Origin of the sequence: Pseudomonas sp. ICMP22404, assembly GCF_006227205.1 — a bacterium.
Lineage (GTDB): Bacteria > Pseudomonadota > Gammaproteobacteria > Pseudomonadales > Pseudomonadaceae > Aquipseudomonas.
In genome coordinates, this window is sequence record NZ_VCNG01000015.1 from 1 (window position 1) to 16,535 (window position 16,535).

18 protein-coding genes are annotated in these 16,535 nt (G+C 62.9%); 6 read left to right on the top strand and 12 right to left on the bottom strand.

Annotated elements, in window-relative coordinates; translation table 11 throughout:
• Positions 1-490: 490 nt before the first annotated feature.
• The 4 genes from FGE05_RS22770 to FGE05_RS22785 form a co-directional block, all read right to left on the bottom strand.
• Positions 491-871, bottom strand: coding sequence for a RidA family protein (locus tag FGE05_RS22770; RefSeq protein ID WP_139648477.1), 381 nt, complete (start codon positions 869-871; stop codon positions 491-493).
• A gap of 68 nt (positions 872-939) precedes the next feature.
• Entirely contained in the window at positions 940-1,806 is an 867-nt protein-coding gene (locus tag FGE05_RS22775) for an NmrA family NAD(P)-binding protein (RefSeq protein ID WP_139648479.1), read from the bottom strand.
• A gap of 25 nt (positions 1,807-1,831) precedes the next feature.
• Positions 1,832-2,509 (bottom strand): SOS response-associated peptidase family protein, encoded by a 678-nt coding sequence (locus FGE05_RS22780; RefSeq protein ID WP_139648481.1) that lies wholly within the window; start codon positions 2,507-2,509, stop codon positions 1,832-1,834.
• Positions 2,510-2,711: 202 nt separating this feature from the next.
• A complete protein-coding gene (locus FGE05_RS22785) occupies positions 2,712-3,614 on the bottom strand; it encodes a LysR family transcriptional regulator (protein ID WP_139648483.1) in 903 nt (300 codons plus the stop codon).
• A gap of 101 nt (positions 3,615-3,715) precedes the next feature.
• On the opposite strand from FGE05_RS22785, the gene FGE05_RS22790 reads away from it, so the two are divergent.
• Complete coding sequence (locus tag FGE05_RS22790; protein ID WP_139648485.1) at positions 3,716-4,579, top strand: aldo/keto reductase family oxidoreductase; 864 nt, start codon at positions 3,716-3,718, stop codon at positions 4,577-4,579.
• A 64-nt stretch (positions 4,580-4,643) separates the two neighbouring features.
• Here FGE05_RS22790 and kefC read toward each other — a convergent pair whose 3' ends face one another.
• The 4 genes from kefC to FGE05_RS22810 all read right to left on the bottom strand — a co-directional run bounded on the left by kefC (position 4,644) and on the right by FGE05_RS22810 (position 9,148).
• Positions 4,644-6,470 carry a glutathione-regulated potassium-efflux system protein KefC gene (gene kefC, locus FGE05_RS22795; protein WP_139648487.1) on the bottom strand — a complete coding sequence of 609 codons (1,827 nt, stop codon included), beginning with the start codon at positions 6,468-6,470 and terminating at the stop codon, positions 4,644-4,646.
• Position 6,471: 1 nt separating this feature from the next.
• Complete coding sequence (gene kefF, locus FGE05_RS22800) at positions 6,472-6,993, bottom strand: glutathione-regulated potassium-efflux system oxidoreductase KefF (protein WP_139648489.1); 522 nt, start codon at positions 6,991-6,993, stop codon at positions 6,472-6,474.
• A 98-nt stretch (positions 6,994-7,091) separates the two neighbouring features.
• Positions 7,092-8,441: an ATP-binding protein gene (locus FGE05_RS22805; RefSeq protein ID WP_139648491.1), complete on the bottom strand. Its 1,350-nt coding sequence runs from the start codon at positions 8,439-8,441 to the stop codon at positions 7,092-7,094.
• A complete protein-coding gene (locus FGE05_RS22810) occupies positions 8,438-9,148 on the bottom strand; it encodes a response regulator (RefSeq protein WP_047700760.1) in 711 nt (236 codons plus the stop codon). The genes FGE05_RS22805 and FGE05_RS22810 overlap by 4 nt, the downstream gene beginning before the upstream one ends.
• A gap of 330 nt (positions 9,149-9,478) precedes the next feature.
• On the opposite strand from FGE05_RS22810, the gene FGE05_RS22815 reads away from it, so the two are divergent.
• The 3 genes from FGE05_RS22815 (at position 9,479) to FGE05_RS22825 (ending at position 11,118) form a co-directional block, all read left to right on the top strand.
• A complete protein-coding gene (locus FGE05_RS22815) occupies positions 9,479-10,255 on the top strand; it encodes a VacJ family lipoprotein (RefSeq protein WP_139648493.1) in 777 nt (258 codons plus the stop codon).
• Positions 10,248-10,484 carry a hypothetical protein gene (locus tag FGE05_RS22820; protein WP_139648495.1) on the top strand — a complete coding sequence of 79 codons (237 nt, stop codon included), beginning with the start codon at positions 10,248-10,250 and terminating at the stop codon, positions 10,482-10,484. Before FGE05_RS22815 ends, FGE05_RS22820 begins: the two co-directional genes overlap by 8 nt.
• A 154-nt stretch (positions 10,485-10,638) precedes the next feature.
• Positions 10,639-11,118 (top strand): VOC family protein, encoded by a 480-nt coding sequence (locus FGE05_RS22825; RefSeq protein ID WP_139648498.1) that lies wholly within the window; start codon positions 10,639-10,641, stop codon positions 11,116-11,118.
• A gap of 265 nt (positions 11,119-11,383) precedes the next feature.
• Here the strand turns inward: FGE05_RS22825 and FGE05_RS22830 are convergent, their stop codons facing one another.
• Entirely contained in the window at positions 11,384-11,785 is a 402-nt protein-coding gene (locus FGE05_RS22830; RefSeq protein WP_139648500.1) for a RidA family protein, read from the bottom strand.
• A 134-nt stretch (positions 11,786-11,919) separates the two neighbouring features.
• Here FGE05_RS22830 and FGE05_RS22835 point away from each other — a divergent pair, with 134 nt between their 5' ends.
• Together FGE05_RS22835 and FGE05_RS22840 are read left to right on the top strand one after the other, a co-directional pair.
• Positions 11,920-12,846, top strand: a complete 927-nt coding sequence (locus FGE05_RS22835) for a LysR family transcriptional regulator (protein ID WP_139648503.1) — start codon at positions 11,920-11,922, stop codon at positions 12,844-12,846.
• A 94-nt stretch (positions 12,847-12,940) separates the two neighbouring features.
• The gene (locus tag FGE05_RS22840; RefSeq protein ID WP_139648505.1) at positions 12,941-13,330 is read left to right on the top strand and encodes a GFA family protein; all 390 of its coding nucleotides are present in this window, start codon (positions 12,941-12,943) and stop codon (positions 13,328-13,330) included.
• A 5-nt stretch (positions 13,331-13,335) separates the two neighbouring features.
• Here FGE05_RS22840 and FGE05_RS22845 read toward each other — a convergent pair whose 3' ends face one another.
• From FGE05_RS22845 to FGE05_RS22855, 3 genes are all read right to left on the bottom strand, one after another.
• The gene (locus tag FGE05_RS22845; RefSeq protein WP_139648507.1) at positions 13,336-14,793 is read right to left on the bottom strand and encodes an aldehyde dehydrogenase family protein; all 1,458 of its coding nucleotides are present in this window, start codon (positions 14,791-14,793) and stop codon (positions 13,336-13,338) included.
• Positions 14,794-14,983: 190 nt separating this feature from the next.
• On the bottom strand, positions 14,984-15,370 hold the full coding sequence (locus tag FGE05_RS22850) for a RidA family protein (RefSeq protein ID WP_139648509.1): 387 nt from the start codon (positions 15,368-15,370) through the stop codon (positions 14,984-14,986).
• Complete coding sequence (locus FGE05_RS22855; protein WP_139648511.1) at positions 15,360-16,496, bottom strand: DSD1 family PLP-dependent enzyme; 1,137 nt, start codon at positions 16,494-16,496, stop codon at positions 15,360-15,362. The genes FGE05_RS22850 and FGE05_RS22855 overlap by 11 nt, the downstream gene beginning before the upstream one ends.
• Between the last annotated feature and the right edge of the window lie 39 nt (positions 16,497-16,535).

The window sequence follows — 16,535 nt, forward strand, 5'->3', positions numbered from 1 at the left end:
CAGATTCAACAGCGGCGTGACAGACACTCCGCTTTCGCGAGCAGGCTCGCTCCCACATTGGATTTGGGTTGCACGCAGCCTTTGCGGGGCGCCACCAGACCGGTGGGAGCCAGACTTGCCCGCGAAGGCGATGGCAGATTCAACAGCAGCGTGACAGACACTCCGCTATCGCGAGCAGGCTCGCTCCCACATTGGATTTGGGTTGCTCGTAACCTTTGCGGGGCGCCACCAGGCCGGTGGGAGCCAGGCTTGCCCGCGAAGGCGATGGCAGATTCAACAGCGGCGTGACAGACACTCCGCCATCGCGAGCAGGCTCGCTCCCACTGGGGAATTTGTGGTCAACAGGATTTGCGGGGCGCCGCAGAAAAACTGTGGGGTCTGCGGGATACGTTGGCTCTGTGACCGCCGGGAAAACTCATGTGGGAGCGAGCCTGCTCGCGATGGCGTCGGCACAATCGACCCCACTGCAAGCAAGCGTGCGAGGAGCGTTTCAGCCTTTGGCCGCCATCGCCGTGACTTCCACCCGCATGCCCTCGACCCCCAGTGCCGCCACGCCGATCGCAGCGCGGACCGGCCAGGGTTTGGCGAAGAAGCGTTTGTACACTTCGTTGAAGGCGGCGCGTTCGGTCATGTCGGTGAGGTAGATGGTCAGGTGCAAGACCCGGTCCAGGGAACTGCCGGCACGTTCCAGCGCGGTCTTGAGCGCTTGCAACGTGCATTCGCTCTGCAGGGTGATGTCGCCCAGCTCCAAACTGCCGTCGGCGCGGGTCGGGATCTGGGTAGTGACCAGCAGGCCGCCGAAGCCGGCGACGTCGGAAGAAATGGAGTCCGCATCCGGGTCGGGAGTGAACGTGATGTCTGGGTTAGCCATGCGGTGCCTCATGCTGGAAAGGAAAAAGACGCAGTCTACCGTCCATTGGTGCGCCGTTCCCGGTTTCCTTATCTATCCTCGTTTCGCACCAGCGCCCGGATGTAGGCTTCGATCGTGGTGGTGCCGCGCAGCCCATCCTCGACAATCTCGAAGCCGCTGTCGACGCTGACCTCGGTCATCCGAGTATAGGATTGCGCGGCGGCAGGGCTGAAACCGAGCTCCAGGAAGGCCTGTTCCCAACGGTCCCTCGGTATCACCTGCACCTCGACCGGCCGACCGAGCGCCTTGGAAAAAGCCTGCGCAACATCGTTGGGTGAATACAGGCGAGGCCCTTGCACATAACGAACGCCAACATCGGTCACTGGCGACAACAGCCTCGCCGCTGCTATTTCGCCCATGTCCTGGGGAGCGACCATGGGCAGGGCCAGGTCTGCGGGAAGCAGGGTTGGCAGCTTGCCTGTAGCGCGGACGGTGTCGAGCACGCCGTCCCAGTTGCTCATGTAATAAACGGCGCGATTGATCGCTGCCGGGATCGACTGATTGCGCAAGCCTTCTTCCAGCTCCCACAAGACGCTGAGGTCGCCGAGACGCTCGCCGGGTTGGGCACCGGCGGTGGACTGGGCGACGATCTTCTCCAGGCCCGAGCCGTCCAGCGCGGCGAGAATGTTGGCCACAGTGTGCCGTTCCACCGCATCGGTATCGGTACTCGGAGGGGCTGGCGGGTTGAGGATGAAAGCCCGGTGCCCGAGTCGCAAGGCGGCCCGCAGCGATTCCACACTCTGCGCATCCGCCTCGACGATCCGAGCGCCTTTGGCGCGCCACTCCTCCCCATGGGCGGCGTTGCGGGTCAGGACAATTACCGGCTCTGCCTGGGCCAGCAATGCCTGGACGGTGGCCGAGCCTACATGCCCGGTACCTCCCATGATCACGTACATGATTTACCTCCCTCCGGGGCCAGGGTCAAAGGTTGGCCTGGACCTGGGCTGTCATCGCCGGTTCAAGGTGCGCTTCCACGCTGTTCAGGCGCTCGGCCCATTGTTGTGCCTGCTCCCAACCGAACTCAGGTCCCAGCCAATCGAGTGCTTCGTCTGTGCTCAAGGCCAGTACGCGTTGCTGTTGGCTGGCAATATCGCCATAAGTCACCAGGGCCAGGCCGTCGCAGCCAAAGGAGGTCTCGCTGGCCTGGGCCAGGGCCGCCAGGAAAATCGGCGCCGGCTGCCGTGAGGTCGTATAGCTGAAGGGTTGCGCCTGGGCTGAGTCGCAGGGCGCTTGTGAGTCGTACCAGCCTTCCACGGGCACCAGCACGCGGCCTTCGCCCTTGATAGGTTCGAAGACCTTGGAGCGCATCACCAGATGCAGCGGCAGATGCGTCAGCGGAGGCATCGTTCCCACCGACCAGATGGGTGACCAGCCCCAACGAACCTTGATGGATTCCAAGTGCCCGCCACGGCGGCGAATGGCGCTGACCTGCATGTTCGGCTTGATCAGGTTGTGCCGCTCCTGTGGCCTGGCGGGTACCATCCTGTACAAGTCCAGGTGCGTCACGCTGGAATCGAAACGTCCTCTCGGGGTGTCTCGCTGGGCGAAATACGCCAGGGCGTCCTTTGAGGAAACGTGCTGAACAAAACCCTCACACATGGCGAAAACTCCCGGAATCGAAACGCAACGGACCGTCGCGCTAGCCGTTCGAGTCTCGACTGCTCAAGCGCGTCATCACTGATTTCAGTGGTGTCATGTAGGTCCGAGCCGTGCGCAGGGGCTTGGTTCGAAAATCTTCGGAACGGGGAGACGAGCGGCTGTAGCCGTCTGTGCGGAGCAGGATGAGCAGTACAACGGAGGGTCAGTGCCCTCGGTTCTCATTGATGAAGTCCACGAAAGCCCGCAATGGCGAGGGCAGGTAACGGCGGCCGGGGTAGTAGAGGTACGGCCCGCTGAAGCCCTGCCACCAGGGCTCCAGCACCGGCACCAGCGCACCGCTGTCCAGGTAGGGTTTGAGCCAATCCTCGAACAGATAGATCACCCCCAAGCCATCCAGCGCAGCTTTGATGGCCAGGTCCACCGCGCCTGCCACGCGGAAAACCAAGGGGCCGCCCGGGTCCACGCTGACGGTTTCGCCGTCACGTTCGTAGTCCCAGAGCGGCATGGCCCCACTGGGGAACTTGCCCCGCAGGCAGGCGTGCTGGAGCAGGTCCCGAGGATGAGCAGGGCGTCCCCTGGCCTGGAGATAGGCCGGTGAGGCGGCCGTTGCGAAACGCTGCACGCGTGGACCGATGGGAATGGCGATCATGTCCTGTTCGAGGCGATCGTCGTAGCGAATACCGGCATCGCAACCGGCCGCGAGCATGTCGACGAAGCTTTCTTCGGTGATGATCTCCAGGCGAATATCGGGGTAACTTTTCAGAAACGGAGTGATGATCGACGGCAACACCAGCGTCGCTGCACTGACCGGCACATTCAGCCTGAGGGTGCCCGAAGGACGATCACGGAACTCGTTGACCACGTCCAGCGCGGACTCGACTTCACCCAGGGCCGGCACGATGCGCTCCATCAGTCGGGCACCGGCTTCGGTCGGCACCACGCTGCGGGTGGTGCGGTTGAGCAGGCGCACGCCAAGCCGAGTTTCCATCCTTCGTACCGCATCGCTGAGGCTGGAGGCGGACTTACCGCTCAGCCGAGCGCCTTCCCGAAACCCTTTTGCATTGACCACGGCCACGAAGGACAGCAGGTCCTGGATATCCGTCATAGTGTTCTCTGTACCGTACAACCTGTGCGGATTGCACCTGATTATCAGTGGAGTGGTCAACGCCTATAGTCGGCTCACGCATTTAATTCGAGGTATTCGCGATGAGCAGGGTAGACAAGGCAGGTAGTTTTTTACTGGGCGACCGCAAGATCAATCGCATGGGCTATGGCGCGATGCAACTGGCGGGGCCTCACGTGTTCGGGCCACCGAAAGACCCGGTAGCGGCCCTCGCCGTGCTGCGTGAAGCCTTGGCGGCTGGGGTCAACCATATCGACACCGCTGACTTCTACGGGCCCCATGTCACCAACCGTCTGATTCGCGAAGCACTGCACCCTTATGCCAGTGATCTGGTGATCGTCACCAAGGTGGGTGCCGTCCGTGGCGCCGACGCTTCGTGGAATCCCGCCCTGAGCCCCGCCGAGTTGACCCAGGCCGTCCACGACAACTTGCGCAACCTGGGTGTTGACGCATTGGACGTAGTCAACCTGCGGGCCTGGGGCAACATGCAAGCGCCTACGGAGGGCTCCATCGAGGAGTCGTTCTCTACATTGGCTGAGTTGCAGCACCAGGGTCTCATCCGCCACCTGGGGTTGAGCAACGTCACGGCTGCGCAGGTCAAGCAAGCCCAGGGCATCGCCAACGTGGTGTGTGTGCAGAACCACTACAACTTGACCCATCGAGGTGACGAGTCACTCATCGCCGATCTCGGTCGGCAGGGCATCGCCTACGTGCCGTTCTTTCCTCTGGGTGGCTTCACACCGCTGCAATCACAGGCCCTCTCCACCGTCGCGGCGCGCCTGGAGGCGTCACCGCTGTGCGTTGCGCTGGCGTGGCTGCTGCAACGTGCGCCGAATCTGCTGCTGATTCCAGGTACATCGTCGGTGGCGCACCTGCGGGAAAACCTCGCGGCCAGCGAGCTGCGGATTCCGGCGCCGATGCTGGCCGAGTTGGACGCATTGGCCTAAGCCGCCTGGAGTCCCGGCGTCTCGCCATCTTCCGATGTCGAGCCCGTCGGCCATTGCAGCGACCTCAGCTACGCGCCTCATCCGTCTCGTTGCGATGATGTTCAGGCCAGCGGTCGACGGGGCGCGCGCGGTCTTCGTTGAACATGTCCGTGAGCAGCGCATTGGCGCGGCGGTAGGCATCGTGCCGGAACTTGAGGTCATCTTCCGGCTGGGCGACGATTTCTTCCAGCATTTGCAGGTTCAGGCGACGGAACTGATCCGCCCGTTCGCGGGCTTCGTAAGCCCCGACGCCCATCTGCATCAACGCGCGTCGGCCCAAGGACAGCGCACTTTCGAAGGTTTCCCGTTCGGCCGCCTCCACCCCCATCTGCCGCAGGGTGATCAGGTGTCCCATGTCCCGCGCCCGCACGATCAGCTTCAAGGTGGGGAAATGCTCCTGGATCAGCCGGGTCAGCGTCAGGTTGTCCTGCTGATCGTCAATGGCATTGATCAGCACGACGGCCTGGGCCGCGCCGGCGGCGTGCAGCAGGTCAAGGCGCGTGGCGTCGCCGTAGAACACTTTCACGCCGAATTTGCGCAGCGTCTCGATGTTGTCGGGGTCGTGATCCAGAACCACCACCTCGACGCCACAGGACATCAGCAAGCGGCCGGCGATCTGCCCGAAGCGACCGAACCCGGCGATGATGATGCGTGGATTCTGCTGATCGACGAGGTCGGATTCCTCGTGGTTTTTCTTGGTGACGGATTCCAGTCGACCCAGCAGCAGGATCAGCAAGGGTGTCAGGCACATGGACAGGGCCACCGCCAGCGTCAGGCTCTTGCCCCACTGATCGGTCAGGATGCCAGCCAGCGTCGCGGCGCCGAACACCACGAAGGCGAATTCGCTGCCCTGGCCCAGCAACACCGCCTGCCATGAGCGTTGGCCCGCGGGGACATTGAGAAACCGGCTCACGGTCTTGATCACCAGCAGCTTGATCAGGATGAAGCCCAGGGTCAGGGTGGTGACCTTCAACGGTGCGTTGATCAGGGTGCCGAAGTCGATCGACATGCCGACGCCGATGAAGAACAGCCCCAGCAGCAGGCCTTTGAACGGTTCAATGTCGCTTTCCAGGGCATGCCGGTATTCGGAACTGGCCAGCAGCACCCCGGCGAGGAAGGCGCCCATGGCCATCGACAGGCCAGCTTCTTCCAAGAGAAAACCGAAGCCGAACACCAGGAACAGTGCCACGGCGCTGAAGATCTCCCGCAGGCCCGAGCGGGCGGCGAAGCGCAGCAATGGCCGTGTCACATAGCGTCCCAGTAGCACGACGACGCTGATGGCCGCGACGATCTTGACGATCGACAGCGCCAGGGCAGTGCCTGACGGTGTTTCACCGTGGGCCGACAGCAGGGGGATCATGGCGACCAGGGGAATGGCCGCGATGTCCTGGAACAACAGCACGGCAAAGCTGCTGCGGCCAACGGCGGTTGCCGTCAGGTTGCGTTCATTCATCGCCTGCATGGCGATGGCCGTGGAGGAAAGACTCAGGGTCAGGCCGACCAGCAACGCGGCCGTCCAGTTCAGGCCCAGGGCTGCGCAGAACACCGCGATGGCAGCGCCACAAGCCAGCATCTGCAAGGCTCCGCCACCGAACACCATCCGGCGCAACGCCCACAGCCGTTTGGGGTCGAGCTCAAGCCCGATGATGAACAGCATCAGCACGACGCCGATTTCGGCGAATTCCAGAATGGCCTTGACGTCGGTAATGAGCTTCAGGCCCCAGGGGCCGATGACGCACCCGGCCAGCAAGTAGCCCAGCACCGGTCCCAGGCCCAACCTGACGGCAATCGGCACGATCAAGGTTGCCGAGGCCAGGTAGATGAGCATCTCGATCAGGCTATGAGTCTCCATTTCAATCTTCCTTCCAGGAGGCCAGGCGGGCGCGGTAGTGTTCGATCTGTGCTTGTTGGGAATGCGATTCAGCGGCATAGGCGCCATGGACGACGACCGGATCCAGCCAGCGCATGCGGCAATAGACAGCCGTTGCGTGGAGGGGCTGGGCCAGCACGGAGAAGCCCGGATGGGCACCGATCTCGAAATGGTCCGGCTCGCCACCGGTGGTGACGGCCCACAGCAGGCTCTTGTCCTTCAGGGCCGTGGAGCCTTTGCCGTATGCCCAACCATGGGTGAACACCTTGTCGATCCACAATTTCAGCAGGGGCGGCATGCTGTACCAGTACATCGGGTGCTGGAGGACGATCAGGTCCGCCTGCTCGACGACGCGCTGTTCGGCGTCGACGTCGATGTCGAAATCCGGGTAGAGATCATAGAGGGACCGTACGACCACGTCCGGAAGGCTGGAGGCCCGTTCGAGCATCTGCTGGTTGACCCGCGACTGGTCGGGGTAGGGGTGGGCGTAGACAATCAGGATCATCGGGGCGATTCCAGGGCGGGTCCAGGCGGAAAGGCCGGCCATCCTACCGAGGATGGCCCCGGTTGTTTAGGCTTTGTTTGCCAACGGGCCCGCAGTGGTCAGCTCAATGGCAGCGAAATCGTCACTTCCAGCCCACCATCGCGCCGATTACCGAGGGTCAATGTTCCACCGTGTTCTAGCACGGTCGCCCGCGCCGCCGAGAGGCCGAGCCCGACGCCACCGGTGTTCTTGTTCCGTGAGCCTTCGAGACGAAAGAACGGGGTGAAGACTTGTTCGTGGTAGCGGGCCTCGATGCCCGGACCCCGGTCCAGAATGCGGATTTCAACGCGGTCGCTCCAGGCCTTGAGCTGAACACCGGGCTCTGCGCCATATTTGATCGCGTTGTCGATCAGGTTCACCAACGCTCGCTTGAGCCCGATAGGCCTACCTACGTAAACGAAGCGGGGGGCGCCCTCGAAGGTAACCTCGCTGCCGGCGTCCTTGAAGTCATCGACGACGGTGTGCAGCAGCTCAGCCAGATCGAAGGCGGTGGCATGTTCGAGCCGTGCATCGTCGCGGAAAAACTCCAGGGCCGAATTGACCATCGTCTGCATCTCGTCCACGTCCCTGAACAATCGGGATTGCTGCTCGGTGTCCTCGATGAACTCCCCGCGCAGCCGCATGCGGGTCAAGGGCGCGCGCAGGTCATGGGAGATGGCGGCGAGCATTTGCGTGCGATCCTCGATGAAGTGCTTGAGCTGGGCCTGCATGGCATTGAAGGCGAGAATGGCCTGGCGGATTTCGTAGGGGCCGATGACCGGAATGGGCGGTGCCTTGTGGTCCATGCCGAAACGCCTGGCACCTTCGGCGAAGCGCTCCAGCGGCGCGGCCAGATGCCGGGTGGCAACCAGCGCGACGATGAATGCCGACAGCAGGATCAGCGCGATGATGATCAGATTGCGCTCCCACTCCTCCAGGCCCCAGTTGCGCGCGGGCATGGAAAACATCACCCATGAATGGTCGCTCAGCTCGATCAGCGCGGCGTAGCGCCCGCCGGGCTGGTCGGCGGGCCAGTCGCTCGGCTCGTAGCCTTCTATCCGTGCATCGGACCTGCCCAGTTGCTGGCGCAGCCGTGCCACGCCGTCGCTGTATTCCGGGTCGTCGTCGACCACCGGCACTCGCGCCTCGGCATGGTCTTGCAGCCATTGGGTGGTAAATTCCCGGTCACTGGCGGCCTTGGCAATGGCGGGCCGCTGTTCAAGCGCTACCGAGTCGATGATGCGGGCGATGGCGGAGATCTTTTCAAACAGGCCGGTTTCCATCAGGGGCGGGCGTGCCCAGGCTCCGGCCAGTTGGCTGAACAACGCGTTCAGGGCCAGCAGCGTCAGCATGGCAACCAGGGTGGTCAGGGCGATCCAGCGCGCCAGGGTATCGCGCGGGCGGCGAGTGCCAGGGCTCGGCGGTTTCATCGTTTCACCACGTGGGGGCTGAAGTAGTAGCCACTGTTGCGCACGGTGCGGATCATCGACGCGCCGCTGATATCGGTCTCCAGCTTGCGACGCAAGCGGCTGACCTGCACATCGATGCTCCGGTCAAACGCGTCGAAGGTTTCGCCGCGCGCCAGGTCCAGCAACTGCTGGCGACTCAGCACCCGACGCGGGTGTTCGGCGAACACCAGCAACAATTCGAACTCGCCCGCCGAAAGCGGGATCATGACCTTATCCGGTGAGCGCAATTCACGCCGGGTGACGTCCAACTGCCACTTTTCGAACTCCAGGACCGGTCGCGAGGCGTCGTTCGGCGTGCCCCTGGCTTCGGCGGTACGCCTGAGCACGGCCCGCACCCGGGCCAGCAACTCCCGCGCGTCGAAAGGCTTGGTCAGGTAATCGTCAGCACCCATCTCCAGGCCGACGACGCGGTCGCTCAACTCGCCCATGGCGGTGAGCATGATGATGCCGACCCTGTGTTCGGCCCGCAGGCGCTGGCAGAGTACCAGGCCGTTGTCTCCTGGCAGCATGACGTCAAGGATGATCAGGTCCGGCAATTGGCGCTCGACCGCCTGCCACAGGGCGGCACCGTCGGCGGCCACGTCGACGCTGTAGCCATGTTGTTCGAGGAATTTGCGCAAGAGGGCGAGGACTTCGAGGTCATCGTCCACCAGTAGTAAATGGCTCACGGTGGGGGCACGTCGGGTCATGAATACAGGGAGCGATACTAGGGTCAATCCACGCCCTGCGTCATATATTTCAATCCTGCAATAAAGTTGCCGGCGGGCAATATTCTGGAAATCTCCAGGCAAAAAAACAGCGGCAGGATTGCTCAATGCCCGTCCCGTTGAGCGCAGAACCTGTGGGAGCCGAGCTTGCTCGCGATAGTGGCTGGTCAGTTGATAAAGATGTTGGCTGAACCACCGCTATCGCGAGCAAGCTTGGCTCCCACGGGAACTGTGAATGGCTTCATTCCTCGACTGACTGGCGTCGCCCATTCCTTGCCGAGACAGCCCCGTATGCCGCTCACCGATCCCGCTTCGCTCCGCGTTCGTCACTCCGTGGTCATCATGCTCGCAGCACTCGCCAGCGGCTGCGCCAGCACGCCCGCTGCAAAACCTGGCAGTTGCGAGAGTGTTCCGTACACCGTTTACGATCCCGGGCAGCCCATCAACCGCGGCATCTTCGGCTTCAACCGCACCGTAGACGACTACGCCTTGGCCCCCATCGCCCGTGGTTATCGCCATCTTCCGGATGCCGTGCAGACCGGCATGCACAACTTCGTGGCCAACTTCGGTGAGCCCAAGGTGTTCATCAACGATCTGCTGCAAGGCAATGCGCAGCGCTCGGTCAACACCCTGGGGCGTTTTGTCATCAACACCACGGCCGGCATCGTCGGCTTGATCGATGTATCGGGCAAACTCGGTATCGAGCGCCACGAGGCTGATTTTGGCCAGACATTCGGCGTCTGGAACATCGCCCCGGGGCCGACGGTGGAACTGCCTCTGCTGGGGACGGCCAACCTGAGGGATGCCACCGGCAAGGTAATCAGTTTCGTGGTCGACCCGTTTGGCGGCGACAGCAGCACTGTCGATACCCTGGGCACGATCAATACCGCAGGCGGCATCGTCGATGGCCGCGCACAGGCGCTGCCGCTGACCGACCAACTTCGCACCCAGCCGGATTACTACGTGGCCCTGCGCGACGCCGTGGCGCAGCAGCGCGCCGATGTTGTCGCGCAAGGCAAACTGGGAGCGGTGACCGCCCAATGCGAGGGAGGGCAGGCCGATGACTAACGATGCGTTGGTTCTGCGGCGAAGCGTGAAGGCGCTCGGCCAGGGTGGTCTGCAGTGCCGCGAGGTAGAGCTACGGTTGGCGGAGGATGGCGATCATGTGTTGCTCAGCCGTTACGTCGAACGCTACCGCCATGAACAAGGCGGTGAGTGCGTTATCCAGCAGCATCAGGTATCGATGACGCACCTGATTCGCTGGATGATGAAGCATGGGGAGCGGGTGAGGGTGTAGCCGGGGCGCGGTCGCCGAATCTCTCGGCACGATTGCTCGATAGCCGCGACGAGTCGGAACGTCTTGCAAGTGCAAAAAGCCGTTCATCACCTGATCGATCCTGGAAAAGGTGCGCTGCTAGACTGCACCGACCAATCCCTCTCGGAGAAGCCGGATGAATAACAAGAACAGGATCTGTCTCTGGTACGAAGGTGATGCTGTGGAGGCGGCGCAGTTCTACGCTGCGACGTTTCCGGACAGCGCAGTACACGCCATTCATCACGCGCCTGGCGATTATCCATCGGGCAAGGAAGGCGATGTGTTGACGGTGGAGTTCACGGTGATGGGCATTCCCTGCATCGGGCTGAACGGCGGCCCGGTGTTCAAGCACAACGAGTCCTTCTCGTTCCAGGTGTCCACCGATGACCAGGCTGAAACGGACCGTTTCTGGAATGCGATTGTCGGCAACGGCGGCGAGGAAAGTGTCTGCGGCTGGTGCAAGGACAAGTGGGGCCTGTCATGGCAGATCAGCCCGCGCGTCCTGACCGACGCCGTCGCCGGCCCCGACAAAGCCGCCGCCAAGCGCGCGTTCGAGGCCATGATGCAGATGACCAAGATCGACGTCGCAGCGATTGAAGCGGCGCTGAAAGGCTAACCGGCTGGCGACTGACCCACCGCCATCGCGAGCAGGCTCGCTCCCACAGTAAATATTCAGTGGACCCGATATCCGCAGCACACCCAAAACCTGTGGGAGCGGGCTTGCCCGCGAAGGCGTCGGCACATCCAGCCTCGATGCCAGCTGACCCACCGCTATCGCGAGCAGGCTCGCTCCCACAATGGATCTCCAGTGGGCCCGGTATCCACAGCACACCGCAACTCCCTGTGGGAGCGAGCCTGCTCGCGATGGCGTCATCACTGATTCACCGCCCAGCGTCAGGCAACCTGGCAATCACCTTGATCTCGAACTCGAACCCATACAACCACGTCACCCCCACCGCCGTCAGTGTCGGGTGCGGCGCGTTGCCCCAGAATTCAGGCACCACCTTCCAGATCTTCTCGAACTTCGATTCGGGGTCGACCATGAAAACGGTCACGTCCACCACATCGTCAAAGCTGCAATCGGCCGCGGCGAGAATCGCTTCCAGGTTGGTGAATGCACGCCGGACTTGAACCTCCAGATCGGCCTCAGGTGAACCGTCGTCGGTGCTGCCGACTTGCCCCGATACGAAGAGAAAACCATTGGACCGGATCGCCGGTGAATAACGATTACGCTCGTAAAGCGCTTGGCGTCCAGGTGGGAAAACTACATCACGCGGTGTCATGGGAACCTCCATCGGTCATCAGCCAGGGAAACAACGATGAAGTCACTCTAGGGGCTTGTGCCCTGGGGATAAACGCGCAACCTTGGCGATCACTGTTTGTAAAATCCAAACAATCATCGACACGCGGAGCAGCAATGGATCGTTTTGATGCGATGCAGGCATTCGTCCGGGTGGTGGAGGCGGGCAGTTTCACCAAGGCCGCCGAGACCCTGCACATGAGCAAGACCACCGTGACCCAGTTGGTGCAGCAGTTGGAGGCGCGCCTGCGGGTCAAGCTGCTCAACCGCACGACACGTAAAGTCAACGTCACTGTCCAGGGCGCCGTCTATTACCAACGGGTGCTGCGGCTGCTGGCCGACATGGAGGATGCCGAAACCAGTCTGTCCGAGGCCCAGGCACTGCCCAGGGGCCGGTTGCGGGTAGACGTCCCGAGCCCGCTGGCTGCGCTGATCCTGATGCCGGCGCTCCCGACGTTCCATGCGCGATACCCGGACATCCAGATCGACATGGGCGTCAGCGATCGCATCGTGGACATCATCGATGAAAACGTCGATTGCGTGGTGCGCGGTGGTGAACTGACGGATCAGTCGCTGATCGCCCGGCGCATCGGTGACCTTGAGCTGGGCGTCTTCGCGGCGCCGAGTTACCTGGCACGCGTCGGCACGCCCGCGCATCCACGAGACCTCGAAGACTCCCTGCATCGTATCGTCGGCTTCCTCTGGGCCCGCACTGGCAAAGCCGTGCCCTATGCCATGCACAACGCCAATGAACACCTGCACATCAACGGGCGCTACGCCCTGGCGGTCGACGACGGCAACGCCTACCTCGCGGCGGGCCTGGCGGGGCTGGGGGTGCTGTGGCTACCCACGTACATGTCCAGGCCCCACGAAGCCAACGGCGAGCTGGTGCCGCTTTTCGAAACGTGGCGAATCGACCCGATGCCGCTCTACCTGGCTTATCCGCCGAACCGGCATATCAGCGCCAGGTTGAGGGTGTTCATCGAATGGATGGTGGAACTGATGGCGCGGCATGCGCCGGTTGTTGATCGAAGTGGTGTGTAGACAGAAGCCTGACTTGCCGGGCACCAATGGATTAAACCCGTAGCGACGAGGACGGTCGAAGATTTACACCGCTCGATTGCAGAGGAGACATTCCATGGACCGATTCACCGGCGGTTGCCTGTGCGGCAACGTTCGCATCGAAGCCACGGGGCGCCCCTACCGGGTAGGCCTCTGCCACTGTCTCGACTGTCGCAAGCACCATGGCGCGCTTTTCTACGCCGCAGCCATGTTTCCCCAGGAAGCAGTGAAGGTCGAAGGTGATACCCGCAACTACGCCGGTCGATTCTTTTGCCCCCGCTGCGGCTCGCCGGTCTTTGCCCGCAGCGGTGACGAGATCGAAGTGAACCTGGGCAGCCTGGATGCCCCTGACCAATTGATGCCTAGCTATGAATGCTGGACCTCGCGACGCGAGGCCTGGCTGCCGGCGTTTCCGTTGACACGATACGAGCATGATCGTGCCGGCAAAGGTCGGTCCGAGGAGTAGGGCGATCAACCAAACCCGACAATCGCCTTGACCTCCGTGTACTCCTCGAACCCATGAACACCGTATTCCCGACCATTGCCCGAGCGCTTGTAGCCGCCGAACGGCGCCAACGGGTTCCACGCCGGGTAGTTCAAGAGCACCTGCCCGGCGCGGATGCGCGAGGCCACGGTGCGTACAGCTTCAAGGTCCTGGCCTTGCACATGGGCGCTGAGGCCGTAGACGGTGTCGTTCGCGAGGGCGATGGCTTCTTCCACCGTGTCGTAGGGGATGAGGCACAGCACCGGGCCAAAGATTTCTTCCTGGGCGATGCGCATGGCGTTATCCACTTCGGAGAAGACCGTTGGGCGGGCGTAGAAGCCTTTCGCAAACCCTGGCACTCGTCCTGGGCCGCCGCAGAGGAGCTTGGCGCCCTCACTCAGGCCTGCCTCGATCATCGCCTGCACGCGATTGAACTGGGCTTCGTTGGCGATGGGGCCGAGTTGCGTTTCTTCCGACCGAGGATCGCCGACGATGATCGCGTCGACGGTGGCGGTGACCAGGACTTCGACTTCCGCCAGCCGGTTGCGCGGCACGATCATCCGGGTCGGTGCACTGCATGACTGGCCGACGTTACGAAACGCAGACATCACGCCGGGTGGCACGGCTTTGGTGAAGTCGGCGTCCGGCAAGAATACGTTGGGTGACTTGCCGCCCAGTTCCTGGGTGACGCGCTTGACCGTCGGGGCGGCAGCCTGGGCCACCAGCGCGCCTGCGCGGTTGGAGCCGGTGATGGAGATCATGTCGATATCGGGGTGGGCGGCCATGGCTGCGCCGACGTCCGCGCCGCTGCCATTCACCAGGTTGAACACGCCCGGTGGAAGACCTGCATCATGCAGCAACTGGGCGAACAGCAGGGCGCTCAGGGGGGACAGTTCGCTGGGCTTGAGCACCACAGTGCAGCCGGCGGCAATCGCCGGGGCGACCTTGGCGGTGATCTGGTAAAGCGGCCAGTTCCACGGCGTGATGAGCCCGCAGACGCCAATGGGTTCGCGCTGGATGGCCGTACCGTTTTCGACGTTGCGCAAACTGTAGGTGGACAGCAGATCACGGGCGACCCGCACGTGCTCGGCCGCCAGAGGGACCTGCATGGCTCGTGCGAAACCGATGGCCGCGCCCATCTCCAGGGAGAGCACCTGGGCCAGTTGCTCTTGTCGTTCCAGAATCAGTTCATGGATCTTGCCCAGGACCTGCGCACGGGATGCGACCGCGGTCGTGGACCAGCCGGGAAACGCCGCCCGTGCCGCCGCTACCGCCCGGTCGACGTCCGCGCAGGAGCCTTGGGCGACTTCGGCGACCATCGCCTCGGTGGCCGGGTTGATCACCGGCAGCGTGGTCGGATACGCCGGAAACGACCAGGCGCCATTGATATAAAGCTGCCCCAAAGTCTGTGGGTCGAGGTAGCTGTCAGAAGATCGGGTTGTCATGCAACGGGCTCCCATAGAGCAGTGAGGACATTGCCAGCAGCAGATCGTGAGGCTGTGCCTGCTCAAATAAACTAACAAAGCGACCCTGATGGGATGTGCCGTTCTTGAGGTTGGCAAAGGAGAATCTGCTGAATCTGCCGGGCTAACCGGACAAAACGCGCACTGCGCTCACCTGACCCCTTGCTGCGCTTCATATACGGGCCAGCGCTTCGATTTCGATCAGGTAGCCATGGTGCAAGGCTGGAACCGGCACCACGGCGCGTGCGGGCCGGTGCTCACCGAGATAACGAGCGTAGACACGGTCGAAAGCCGGCCAGTGTTCGATGCCCGCAACGTAGACGGTCACCTTCAGCAGATCCCTTGGCTGTCGGCCGGCCGCCGCGAGAATCGCCAGCAGGTTGTCCAGCGCGAGGGCGGCCTGCACGTCGAACGGTTGCTCGACGCTGTGGCTGCCATCGGCGTGCACCGGCAGTTGCCCGGACACGTACAAGACGCCTTGGTGCGCAACCGCCTGGGCGTAATGCCCACCCGGCAGGGCGGCATCGGTTGTGCGGATCGTCTCGATTTCACCAGCCATGCAGGCGACTCCAGAGTTGGACTTGGCCAGTGTCATCACAGGCGCAGTAATGGGGAAATTGGGCGCCGGTGGCACAGGCGTGGTTGGGCAGGATGCGCAGGCGGCTGCCGATGGGATAGCGCGCTGTGATGTCGACGTGCTCGGCACCTGACAGGGTGACGATGCCGTGTTCCTGATTGGCGCCGGTGAGCCGTGCCCCTTCGATCCAGTCGCCGGCGTCGGTGCATACCTGCCCATAGCCGAAATCATGCTGCTGGCGCTGAGTGCCCCGGTCACGACTCATCGCCATCCAACCGGCATCGGTGATGATCCAGCCCTTGTCTGGCTGATGACCGATGACGCTGGTCAGCACGCTCAGCGCCAACTCATCCGCCTGACAAACGCCGACGTTGTGCATCACCAGGTCGAAGAACACATACACACCGGCCCGAACCTCGGTGACGCCGTCCAGGTTCAGTGCCGACAGGGCCGTGGGCGTCGAGCCGATGCTGACCTGCGGACATGCCAGCCCGGCGTCGCGGATGCGTCGGGCCGCGCTGACGCAGACCTGCCGCTCCTGTTCGGCCAGGGCTTGCAGCGCCTCGGGGGTGTCCAGCTCGTAGCTGGATCCGGCATGGGTCATGACGCCGCAAAGCCGCTGTCCACCTTCGCCGAGGGCTCGTGCGATATCGACGAGCGCTCCGTCTTCGATGCGCACGCCGGAGCGATGGCCGTCGCAATCGATCTCGATCCATACGTCGAAGGGTTCGTCGTGACGTTGGCCGAAATCGACAATCGCCCGGGCTGCCACCAGGCTGTCCGTCAGGATGCTCAGCTGGCAGCCTTTGCGCCTGAGCGCCAGGGCCTGGTCCAGTTTGCCGGGCACGATGGCCACGGCATAGAAAATGTCCTGGATGCCGTTGGCGAAGCAATGCTCCGCTTCCTTCAAGGTGGACACCGTGACACCGCTGGCTCCAGCGGCAATTTGGGCCTGCACTACCTGCAGGCATTTGCTGGTCTTGATGTGGGGGCGCAAGCGCACGCCCAAGTCGTCCATGCGTTGTTGCATGCGCTGGATATTGCGTTGCATGCGTGGCCGATCGATGAGCGCGGCGGGGGTGTCGAGGGAAGCGGTCGAGGCTGGCATGGCAGGGCCCGGTGGTGGAAGACGGGGTCGACTCTACTC

What these genes read in the sequence shown, in the direction of transcription:
- FGE05_RS22770 (WP_139648477.1), bottom strand. Translation starts at nt 871, where the DNA reads ATGGCTAACCCAGACATCACGTTCACTCCCGACCCGGATGCGGACTCC.
- FGE05_RS22775 (WP_139648479.1), bottom strand. Translation starts at nt 1,806, where the DNA reads ATGTACGTGATCATGGGAGGTACCGGGCATGTAGGCTCGGCCACCGTC.
- FGE05_RS22780 (WP_139648481.1), bottom strand. Translation starts at nt 2,509, where the DNA reads ATGTGTGAGGGTTTTGTTCAGCACGTTTCCTCAAAGGACGCCCTGGCG.
- FGE05_RS22785 (WP_139648483.1), bottom strand. Translation starts at nt 3,614, where the DNA reads ATGACGGATATCCAGGACCTGCTGTCCTTCGTGGCCGTGGTCAATGCA.
- FGE05_RS22790 (WP_139648485.1), top strand. Translation starts at nt 3,716, where the DNA reads ATGAGCAGGGTAGACAAGGCAGGTAGTTTTTTACTGGGCGACCGCAAG.
- kefC (WP_139648487.1), bottom strand. Translation starts at nt 6,470, where the DNA reads ATGGAGACTCATAGCCTGATCGAGATGCTCATCTACCTGGCCTCGGCA.
- kefF (WP_139648489.1), bottom strand. Translation starts at nt 6,993, where the DNA reads ATGATCCTGATTGTCTACGCCCACCCCTACCCCGACCAGTCGCGGGTC.
- FGE05_RS22805 (WP_139648491.1), bottom strand. Translation starts at nt 8,441, where the DNA reads ATGAAACCGCCGAGCCCTGGCACTCGCCGCCCGCGCGATACCCTGGCG.
- FGE05_RS22815 (WP_139648493.1), top strand. Translation starts at nt 9,479, where the DNA reads ATGCCGCTCACCGATCCCGCTTCGCTCCGCGTTCGTCACTCCGTGGTC.
- FGE05_RS22820 (WP_139648495.1), top strand. Translation starts at nt 10,248, where the DNA reads ATGACTAACGATGCGTTGGTTCTGCGGCGAAGCGTGAAGGCGCTCGGC.
- FGE05_RS22825 (WP_139648498.1), top strand. Translation starts at nt 10,639, where the DNA reads ATGAATAACAAGAACAGGATCTGTCTCTGGTACGAAGGTGATGCTGTG.
- FGE05_RS22830 (WP_139648500.1), bottom strand. Translation starts at nt 11,785, where the DNA reads ATGACACCGCGTGATGTAGTTTTCCCACCTGGACGCCAAGCGCTTTAC.
- FGE05_RS22835 (WP_139648503.1), top strand. Translation starts at nt 11,920, where the DNA reads ATGGATCGTTTTGATGCGATGCAGGCATTCGTCCGGGTGGTGGAGGCG.
- FGE05_RS22840 (WP_139648505.1), top strand. Translation starts at nt 12,941, where the DNA reads ATGGACCGATTCACCGGCGGTTGCCTGTGCGGCAACGTTCGCATCGAA.
- FGE05_RS22845 (WP_139648507.1), bottom strand. Translation starts at nt 14,793, where the DNA reads ATGACAACCCGATCTTCTGACAGCTACCTCGACCCACAGACTTTGGGG.
- FGE05_RS22850 (WP_139648509.1), bottom strand. Translation starts at nt 15,370, where the DNA reads ATGGCTGGTGAAATCGAGACGATCCGCACAACCGATGCCGCCCTGCCG.
- FGE05_RS22855 (WP_139648511.1), bottom strand. Translation starts at nt 16,496, where the DNA reads ATGCCAGCCTCGACCGCTTCCCTCGACACCCCCGCCGCGCTCATCGAT.